Raw genomic sequence first — 9,032 nt, 5'->3', positions numbered from 1 at the left:
GAACGCGTTGGTGGACGCAAAGCAGTTTGGCCAGCACTGTGCATTGCTTTTGTTCGATCTTAACAATTTTGCCGAGGTGAATGATCGCTTTGGCCGAGCCATGGCGGATGCCCTTTTGGTCGAAGTGGCTGCGAGACTTCGGAGATCGACGCGGGAGAGCGATGGCATTGCCAGATTGGAGGGCGGCGAATTTGCAATAATCGCTACGCGCGATATCAGGCCAGATCAAATCAGGTCCTTGGCCAAACAGATCATAGATGCCATGCGCGCGCCGTTCTTGCTCGAAGGGCGCGAAATATATTGCAGGGCCTCTATAGGTATCGCTTTGGCCCCCGCTGACGGTTTGGATGCCAACCAACTCCTGCGGTGCGTCGACACCGCGCTATACAGGGCCAAGACGCCGGGGGCGGGCTCCATCCAGTTTTTCAGCGCAAGTGACGATGAAGCTGCTGCAAGGCGCCATGCCCTTGAACGCGATCTGGCAACTGCGCTCGCTGCCGACCAGCTTTCGCTCGCCTTTCAACCCTTTCTCAAACTCGGGAGTGATCGCATCCGAGGTTTTGAAGCGCTTCTGCGGTGGCAGCATCCGACCCTTGGCGCGATCCCTCCGTCGGAGTTCATACCTATCGCTGAAGAAACCGGATTGATTCACGGCATCGGGCATTGGGCTATCAACGCGGCTTGCCTGGCAGCGGTGCAATGGCCGCGCGACTTGCGGGTCTCCGTCAATTTGTCGGCAGTGCAGCTTAAGGACAAGGCGTTATTGGATGGAATAGTAATGGCCCTGTCGGAGACAGGCCTAGAGCCAAAGCGACTTGAGGTCGAAATCACGGAATCGGTGCTGATTTCGAATTTTGAAGAAACGATTTCATTATTACAATCGTTAATTTCTCTATCCGTCACAGTTGCTCTTGACGATTTTGGCACCGGCTACTCATCACTGACTTATCTTCGTAAATTGCCTCTTTCGCGGCTCAAGATCGACCGATCTTTTGTCCAGGATATGCTCACCGATGCGGACTGCGCCGCGATTGTAAGATCATTGGTTGAGCTGGCGCATGAGCTTCGAATTCAGGTAACAGCCGAAGGCGTAGAAACTCTCGACCAGCTCGACTATCTGCGCTGCGTCGGATGTGATGAAGCTCAAGGCTATTTAATCGGGAAACCTGTCCGGATAGACGACATTCCTGGCATTGGCGCGAAGCGGTTTGGCCAGGAGCTAAATACTTGAATGGCACGACCCGCACTTTGCCGGCGATGGTCTGGTTTTTTCTCGTAGGCCAACGGTGACGAGGTGAGGCAAGGGACTCCACCCGGTAACATTTTTCTTGAGGCAATGCGGTCTTCTTTCATCTTGATAGCAGACGATGCCACTCCGCGAACTCATCGGAATTTCCGACAGTTTTCTTGGCCATGACGGGCGTCGGTTCCGGGGCAGCATCGTCGGATCTGTCCTTCAGGAAGTCCCAAGGCAGAGAACTGTTTTCGCTCTCCTCGATAACAGATCCAGTGGCGAATGATGCAGCAAGATCGACAGCTTTGCGGCGGCGTGCGATCCGGATTGCCGACGAAAGAGCTTGGGCAGTTGTCCTGTAGCGGACCGGGCTCTTGCCGGAAATGGGGCGGATGGGGAGCAGGACGTTGAGAACCTGTCTGATCGGATTCATGGAAGCTCCCTTCTGACTGTCGGCGGCAACCATATAACCAGCCGCGGCAACGAATGACAATTGCACGACGTGATTCCATCCTTCGTGCGCGACCACAGGAGAGGCCACGTGACGGAACTGACAAAACATCTCGGCACTGTGATCGTGACGTCGGACGGCACCGGCCTGTCGGCTCGCGGGCGTATCAGGATTTTTCCGATGACGCTGATGGCGACGGTGGACTCCGACGGCAAGCAACGAGGACGTGTCCGTTGAATTGGCCTCTTGCGAATGGATCAGTGTCTCGCGGAAGCCATTTACGAGCGCGGCCTTCCGGGCTGAATCGACGGGCCATGTCGCCGGCCTGACGTGCCTCCGCCGGCGTCGGGCGCGGCTCTCCAGAAGATGGCGCCATAGCTTTATCTCCCGGCCGTCGGCCGAATAGCCAAGGCGATAGATCGTCTCGTGGCAGACATGGACGCTGCTACGTTCATACGCCATTCGACCGGCGTGGCAGATGCAACTGGCGCAAGCATGCTGGACGCAGGCAATTTATTGCGTGTCCATGTTCGGCTGTTCCCTAAGATGGGGCGAACCATCAGGGAACGTCGTGATACCTCTTGAGCTCAAAGTCACTGCCGCGCGCGACCTTCTGTCCGTTACATGGGATGACGGTGCGGTCTCGCTCATCCCGGCATCCATGCTGCGGGCACGCAGCCGCGCGGCCCAGCAGGTGCGGGCGGACATCGAAGGTAACGAACACTCGTTCGAGACCGTCACCATGACGAGCGCTGAGGCGATCGGTTCCTATGCCATACGTCTGGTTTTCTCCGATGGTCACGACCGGGGCATCTATCCCTGGAGCTATTTGCGCGAAATCGCCGATTCTGCGGCGTGAGGAACGAGAATGGATGATTTTGTCGAAGGGCTGTCGGAAGTCACTTGCGATGTGCTGGTGATCGGCGGCGGCACGGCCGGACCGATGGCGGCGCTCAAGGCGAAGCAGAAAAATCCCGCTCTGAATGTCGTCCTGCTCGAAAAGGCCAATGTGAAGCGTTCCGGAGCCATCTGCATGGGCATGGACGGGCTGAACAACGCCGTCGTTCCGGGATATGCGACGCCCGAGCAATACACCAAGGAGATAACGATCGCCAATGACGGCATTGTCGATCAGGCGCCGGTCTTCAAATATGCCTCGCGCTGCTATGATATCATCCAGGAACTTGACCGTTTCGGCATCCGTTTCCAGAAGAACGCCAATGGCGATTTCGACCTGAAGAAGGTCCACCATCTCGGAACCTATGTGCTGCCGATGCCGAATGGCGATACCGTCAAGAAGGCGCTCTACCGGCAGATCAGGCGCGAAAGGATATTGGTCTCCAATCGCTTCATGGCAACGCGCCTGTTGACTGCCAGCGACGGCAGGATCGCGGGCGCCATTGCGGTGAACACGCCATCTCGGAACCTATGTGCTGCCGATGCCGAATGGCGATACCGTCAAGAAGGCGCTCTACCGGCAGATCAGGCGCGAAAGGATATTGGTCTCCAATCGCTTCATGGCAACGCGCCTGTTGACTGCCAGCGACGGCAGGATCGCGGGCGCCATTGCGGTGAACACGCGCACGGCTGAATTCCTCGTGCTGCGTGCCAAAACCGTGATCCTGTGCATGGGGGCGGCGGGCCGGCTCGGATTGCCGCATTCCGGCTATCTCTTCGGAACCTATGAGAATCCGACCAATTCCGGGGACGGTTATGCCATGGCCTACCATGCGGGCGCCGCGCTCGCGAATCTCGAATGCTATCAGATCAATCCGCTGATCAAGGACTATAACGGCCCGGCTTGCGCTTACGTTGCCGGTCCGTTCGGTGCCTATACCGCCAACAGTGAAGGCAATCGCTTCATCGAAAGCGACTACTGGTCGGGACAGATGATGCAGGAATTCTATAACGAACTACAGTCCGGCAAGGGGCCAGTGTTCCTGAAGCTCAACCACCTTCATGCCGACACGGTCGGCGAGATCGAAGAGATCCTGCACAAGGTCGAGCGCCCGTCGCGCGGCAGGTTCCATCAGGCGCGGGGCACCGATTACCGCGAAAAGATGATCGAAATGCACATTTCCGAAATCGGCTTCTGTTCGGGTCACAGCGCGTCGGGCGTTTTCGTCGATGAATTCGCCCGGACCACGGTGCCGGGCCTCTACGCCGCGGGCGACATGGCGAGCGTGCCCCACAACTATATGCTCGGCGCCTTCACCAACGGAGCCGTCGCCGGCGAGCACGCCGCCGAAGTCGCGCTGGAAACCAGCCTTCCGGATTTCAACGGCGAGTTCGTCAAGGCGGAGCGCAAACGCGTGTTGGCGCCGACGCGGCGCGAGGACGGCATCCCGCCCAACCAGCTGGAATACAAGACCAGGCGGCTGGTCAACGACTATCTGCAGCCGCCCAAGGTGACGGCCAGGATGCAGATCGGCCAGGCGCGGCTCGCCGAGATCAGGGATGATCTCGAAACCGCCCTTGTCGCACGCGACGCACATGAGCTGATGCGTTCGCTGGAAGCGTCGTCCATTCTCGACTGCGCCGACATGGCGGCCCATGCCTCGCTCTTCCGGACAGAGAGCCGCTGGGGGCTCTATCACAACCGCGTCGATTATCCCAAAAAGGATGACGACAACTGGTTCTGCCATACGCTTCTGCGCAAGGTCGACGGCCGCCTGGTTTCTGAGAAGCGGCCAATCCAACCCTACATCGTTCCAATCGAGAACGAGGAGCGGACAGCCTATGACCGTCTGCGCGTTTCCAATCAAGCCTGACGGGGAAACCATGCCGCTTGCGCTTTCACCCACAACCGTTCCCGTCGTCGTGGACGAGGCAAAATGCATCGCCGACAAGGGCTGCACGGTCTGCGTCGATGTCTGCCCGCTGGATGTCCTGCGCATCAGCGATCTCACTGGCAAAGCCTATATGAAATTCGACGAGTGCTGGTACTGCATGCCGTGCGAGAAGGATTGTCCGACCGGCGCTGTAACCGTCAACATCCCCTATCTGTTGCGCTGACATGACTGCATTCGATCCCTTCGAAGATTTTGGCGACATCGAGGAAATCGGCAAGCGTCTGAACGATGCTGACGCGGCCGTGCGACGGCTTGCCGTGATCGATCTTGCCGAGACGGCGAGCGCGGATGTGCTGCCGCATCTCCTGACCGCAGTTGCCGACCCCGACGCGACAGTGCGTTTGCAGTTGGCGATCGCACTGTCCGAGTTCGACGCCGTTGAGGCGGCTGCGGGCCTTGCCCGCCTAGTGGCGGATCAGGATTTGACGGTGGCCCAGGCGGCAGCCGATAGCCTTGCTGAACTGAAGGATCCGGCGGCAGCTGAATCCATTCTGCCGCTCGTCAGTCATGGGCGCGCCTTCGTCCGGGCTGCGGGTTTTCGCGGGCTGAAAGCGTTGCGCTCGCGTGGGGCACTCGGCCCCGCTCTGGCGGCGATGCGGGATGAAGATGCCAATGTGCGCGCGCAGGCGCTTGGCGTCATTGCCTATCTCAAGCTGGAAGAGACCTTGCCGTCTCTCATCGCCGCGACGCGCGATGCCGATGCCACCGTTCGGTCCGTTGCGGTCAACGCCTTGTCCTTCACGAGCCAGCCCGCCGCAGCGGCCGCCGTGACGGCTGCCCTCGACGATGAGAACTGGCAGGTGCGGGCCGCGGCGGCAGAATCGCTTGGCCGTATCGGCCAGACCACGGCCGTCGACGGACTGACCGACGGCCTTTCCGACGAATACTGGCAGGTTCGGCAAAAATGCCTGAATGCGCTTGGCAAGCTCAAGGCGCAATCGGCGGTACGGCAGATTTCGGCGCTGTTGACGAGCGACATGGCTTCGCTGCGCAAGGAGTCTGCGGCGGCGCTCGGCGAAATCGCTGATCCATCGTCGCGGGACGCTGTCATGGCGCATATCGGCGACGCCGATCCGGACGTACGCAAGACCGTTCGCTGGGCGCTAACGCGGCTCGGTTAGTTGCAAGCCGAAGCGCCGTCTCACCCCGCCGCGCGCTTCGAAACCATTTCCATCAGGCTGTGAGGGCGTTCGATACGGATATGGCGCGGCGTCACCGTTACCAGCCCTTCCTTTTGGAAGCGCTTCATCATCATCGTCACCCATTGGCGTGTGGAGCCGACCATGGCCGCAATCTGGTCATGCGTCACCTTGGCATTGATGACGATTGCCCGTCCGTCGCGCACGCCATGAAGGTTGCCGAGATTCATCAGGAACTGCGCCAGACGTTCGATCACCGAACGCGTGCCGAGCATCTGAGCCATCGCCGAATAGCATCTGCCCTTCGCTGCAAGCCCCTGCAGAAGACAGAGTGCGAAATTCGGAAGCTCGACGACGAGCTTCTTCAACGCATTGGCCGGTATGAACAGCATCCGGCATTCGCTCAATGCTTCTCCGGACCAGATATGAATTCCACCGCCGGTCATTTCGGGACCGCCTATGAAATGCCCCGCTGTCCAGTAGGCCAGCGTGATTTCGCGTCCTGACGGTGCTGTGTAGAAGACGTGCACCTTGCCGCTTTCGATGATGAAAATGCCACCGTGGCTGTCGCCCTGGGTGAAGATCGCCTGACCGGTCGCAAAAGCGAGACGTCGGCCATGCGCCCTAAGTTTCGCCCACTCGTCTGATGTCAGGGTATCGAGAAAATGCGCGCCGTCGTCGAGCCCTTCCACGCTTTCGCTGAGAAAGAGCGCCCGATCGCCGGGAAGAACGACCTGCTCGGGCAATTCGAGCGCCGGCTGATGTTTCTTACGCTCAGCTTCGAAATCGGTCGAAAGCATTTCGAGGCTCATATCCGGCTCCTTGCGCGTCATGACAACGCGTAAAAAGTATATAAATTCTATAGACAAAAAAGGAATGGATTTGCGCCGTTCATGCCTGACTTAGATGATTCTTGTCCCCCGAATTTCGAATGGCGACAGAATAACTGTTTGTTTTAAAAGAAGAATTTGAAATAGGCGCGGAAACCGACCGGACGCCGGCGATCGAAATCGGCTGCGAAAGCGTGCAAGTAATTGCTTATGCCTTCAGCTCGGCCATCACATAAATTTGCCGGACAGCGGTTTGGCAATCGCCACTGGGTCAGCAATTTCAGCCCCCGAATGCCGGCATCAAATCACGAGGTAAACCCCATGAATTTTCGCACACATTTGGCGGCCCTTGCCCTTATGGCGACCGGATTCGCTTCTGCCGCGGATGCCGAAACCATCCGCGTGGCGATCGGCACGCAGGACACCACCATCAACACCGCCACGGGCGGATTGCTGATCCGCGAGTTGAAGCTGCTCGACAAATACCTGCCGCACGACGGCAAGTATAAGGACGTCACCTATGATATCCAGTGGAAGAACTTCACGAGCGGCGCGCCGATCACCAATGAGCAGATCGCCGGAAAGCTTGATTTCGGCGTGATGGCGGATTTCCCCGGCTCGTTCAACGGTCTCGCCCATATCAAGGCCGGAAGAAGGAGCTTGTTCATCACCGTGCTGTCGGGCAGCGTGAACGGCAGCGGCAACGGCATTGTGGTACCGACCGCTTCGCCCATCCAGTCGCTCTCGGAGCTCAAGGGCAAGACCATCTCCGTTCCATTCGCATCGACCTCGCACGGCATGCTGCTGCGGGCCGTCAAGGCGCAGGGCTGGGACGCCGAAAGCGACGTGAAGATCATCACCCAGGCGCCTGAAGTTGCCGGCTCGGCCCTCCAGGCAAACCAGATCGACGCGCATGCCGATTTTGTCCCATTTGCCGAGCTCTTCCCCTGGCGCGGCTTCGCCCGCAAGATCTATGACGGATCGCAGGCAAAGACGCCCACTTTCCACGGTGCTCTGGTCGATGCCAACTATGCCGAAAAATATCCCGAGATCGTTGTTGCCTATCTTCGCGCCGCAATCGAGGCCGATCAGTTGATCGCCAAGGAGCCGGAGAAATACAGTGAGCTGATCGCCAAGGTGACGGGCGTCGAAGCCGAGGTCGAATACCTATTCCATGGACCGCTCGGGCTTCAGACCCGGGATCTCACGTGGAAGCCGGAATACCGCCAGGCTGTCGCCACTGCGATCGACACCTTGAGGCTCCTGAAAAAGACCGACCAGTCGCTCGACGTGAACAGCTTTGTCGATGATCGGTTCATCAAGGCCGCATTCAAGGCGTCTGGGCTCGACTATGATGCCGCACTGAAGAACTATGCCCAGCTGCCCTTGAATGCCAAGGATGCTGCCACCGGTGAAGCGATCAGCGATCCCAAGGGCGTTGCTGAGATCTGGGTCCAGGGTGAGCCCCTCGTCCGACACTATGCGTCGCCGCAGAACGCATTCAAGGCGCTCAAGGCCATCGAAGGTGAGGGCAAGCCGGTCCGGGTGTTTTATGCGCAGGACCGTGAAAGCGGCATCAAGCTGCTCGGCAGTCAGGCCTGGTTCGTGCGTGCCGACGGCGGCGAAGTCAGCGCCTTCCTGCTGAAGGAAAACGCCGAGAAATGGGCCAAGGATCATGGTGGCAAGGTGTTGGATTTCGCTGCCGCCAAGGCCTCGATCATGGCCAGCAATTGAGGCTGGCAATGACGCGTTTCCACCTTGGGCGCTGGTTGCGCCGGGCCGGATCCCTCGCCATCTGCCTCATTCTCTGGCAGATGGCATCGAGCCTCGGACTGAATCTCGGTATTGTCACGTTCGAGAATCTGCCATTGCCGGTTGATGTCATGTCGGCAGCGTTGGATTTCCTGCGCTCGCCCAAGTTCTTTGCCCATATTTCGAGCAGCCTGGAAAGGGTTCTGGCCGGCTTTGGCATCGCCGCCGTGATCGGTATCGGCCTCGGCCTCGTCATCGGTCGCTCACGGTGGCTCGGAGATTTCCTGCAAGCCCCGCTCGAGCTCCTGCGGCCGATCCCGGCCGTCGCCTGGATTCCGCTTGCGGTTCTGATGTTTTCGTCGTCGGAACTCTCGATGATTTTCATCACCTTCACGGGCGCGTTGTTTCCGATCCTGCTCAACACCGTCCATGGCGTGGAAAGCGTCGATCCAAGGCTGATCGCGGCTGCGCGCAGCCTGGGGAGCACCCGGACGGCGATGCTGTTGGAAGTCATTATTACAGGTGCGGCGCCGAACATCGTCACGGGCCGGTTCTGTCGCAAACTCTGAGGTGGGGTCGTAAACAGGGTTTTTGCCTGTCTATCAGGCAGCGAGGATTTCGAACTGCTCGGCGATCGAAGGGCTAGGATTGTAGGCATACCTCGCCTGTCGTTTGCGCATCATAGGGGTCATTTCAATGCCGGATAGAATGGTTGTGGCGGTTGCCAGCGACTTGAAGCCAAGCATGGATCGGATGCGGCGCTTGATGCGCCGG

General features: G+C 58.9%; 9 protein-coding genes and 4 pseudogenes. 9 read left to right on the top strand and 4 right to left on the bottom strand.

The features are described from left to right. Positions 1 to 1,231 (top strand): putative bifunctional diguanylate cyclase/phosphodiesterase (locus tag DH10_RS10260; protein ID WP_192384667.1); only part of this gene is annotated, 1,231 nt, incomplete at its 5' end. 118 nt (positions 1,232 to 1,349) lie between these two features. On the opposite strand, the gene DH10_RS10255 is transcribed toward DH10_RS10260, so the two are convergent. Further along, on the bottom strand, positions 1,350 to 1,733 hold the full coding sequence (locus DH10_RS10255) for a hypothetical protein (RefSeq protein WP_192384666.1): 384 nt from the start codon (positions 1,731 to 1,733) through the stop codon (positions 1,350 to 1,352). 42 nt (positions 1,734 to 1,775) lie between these two features. Here DH10_RS10255 and DH10_RS10250 point away from each other — a divergent pair, with 42 nt between their 5' ends. Beyond that, positions 1,776 to 1,922: a hypothetical protein gene (locus DH10_RS10250; RefSeq protein WP_192384665.1), complete on the top strand. Its 147-nt coding sequence runs from the start codon at positions 1,776 to 1,778 to the stop codon at positions 1,920 to 1,922. Between the two features lie 55 nt (positions 1,923 to 1,977). Here the strand turns inward: DH10_RS10250 and DH10_RS38150 are convergent. Next, a pseudogene (locus DH10_RS38150) lies at positions 1,978 to 2,156 on the bottom strand (IS30 family transposase); the annotation flags it as partial. 7 nt (positions 2,157 to 2,163) lie between these two features. On the opposite strand from DH10_RS38150, the gene DH10_RS10245 reads away from it, so the two are divergent. From DH10_RS10245 to DH10_RS10225, 5 genes and pseudogenes are all read left to right on the top strand, one after another. Then, positions 2,164 to 2,544 carry a gamma-butyrobetaine hydroxylase-like domain-containing protein gene (locus DH10_RS10245; RefSeq protein ID WP_246811527.1) on the top strand — a complete coding sequence of 127 codons (381 nt, stop codon included), beginning with the start codon at positions 2,164 to 2,166 and terminating at the stop codon, positions 2,542 to 2,544. A 9-nt stretch (positions 2,545 to 2,553) separates the two neighbouring features. Continuing rightward, positions 2,554 to 3,087 (top strand): annotated as a pseudogene (locus DH10_RS10240) (FAD-binding protein); the annotation flags it as partial. A 13-nt stretch (positions 3,088 to 3,100) separates the two neighbouring features. Continuing rightward, positions 3,101 to 4,456 (top strand): annotated as a pseudogene (locus DH10_RS10235) (fumarate reductase/succinate dehydrogenase flavoprotein subunit); the annotation flags it as partial. Positions 4,457 to 4,466: 10 nt separating this feature from the next. Next, a complete protein-coding gene (locus tag DH10_RS10230) occupies positions 4,467 to 4,700 on the top strand; it encodes a 4Fe-4S dicluster domain-containing protein (RefSeq protein WP_031256548.1) in 234 nt (77 codons plus the stop codon). A 1-nt stretch (position 4,701) separates the two neighbouring features. Beyond that, a complete protein-coding gene (locus DH10_RS10225; RefSeq protein ID WP_192384664.1) occupies positions 4,702 to 5,658 on the top strand; it encodes a HEAT repeat domain-containing protein in 957 nt (318 codons plus the stop codon). Between the two features lie 20 nt (positions 5,659 to 5,678). Here DH10_RS10225 and DH10_RS10220 read toward each other — a convergent pair whose 3' ends face one another. Next, complete coding sequence (locus tag DH10_RS10220; RefSeq protein WP_246811526.1) at positions 5,679 to 6,488, bottom strand: Crp/Fnr family transcriptional regulator; 810 nt, start codon at positions 6,486 to 6,488, stop codon at positions 5,679 to 5,681. A 339-nt stretch (positions 6,489 to 6,827) separates the two neighbouring features. On the opposite strand from DH10_RS10220, the gene DH10_RS10215 reads away from it, so the two are divergent. Further along, positions 6,828 to 8,240 (top strand): ABC transporter substrate-binding protein, encoded by a 1,413-nt coding sequence (locus tag DH10_RS10215; RefSeq protein WP_192384663.1) that lies wholly within the window; start codon positions 6,828 to 6,830, stop codon positions 8,238 to 8,240. 8 nt (positions 8,241 to 8,248) lie between these two features. After that, positions 8,249 to 8,827 carry an ABC transporter permease subunit gene (locus DH10_RS10210; protein WP_192384662.1) on the top strand — a complete coding sequence of 193 codons (579 nt, stop codon included), beginning with the start codon at positions 8,249 to 8,251 and terminating at the stop codon, positions 8,825 to 8,827. Between the two features lie 33 nt (positions 8,828 to 8,860). On the opposite strand, the pseudogene DH10_RS10205 reads toward DH10_RS10210, so the two are convergent. Further along, positions 8,861 to 9,032: pseudogene (locus DH10_RS10205) on the bottom strand (IS6 family transposase); the annotation flags it as partial.

It is taken from the genome of Mesorhizobium silamurunense (genome assembly GCF_014843825.1).
Classification (GTDB): domain Bacteria; phylum Pseudomonadota; class Alphaproteobacteria; order Rhizobiales; family Rhizobiaceae; genus Mesorhizobium; species Mesorhizobium silamurunense.
The sequence above is the reverse complement of the archived record's forward strand: the minus strand, read 5'-3'. Positions and strand labels throughout refer to the sequence as shown.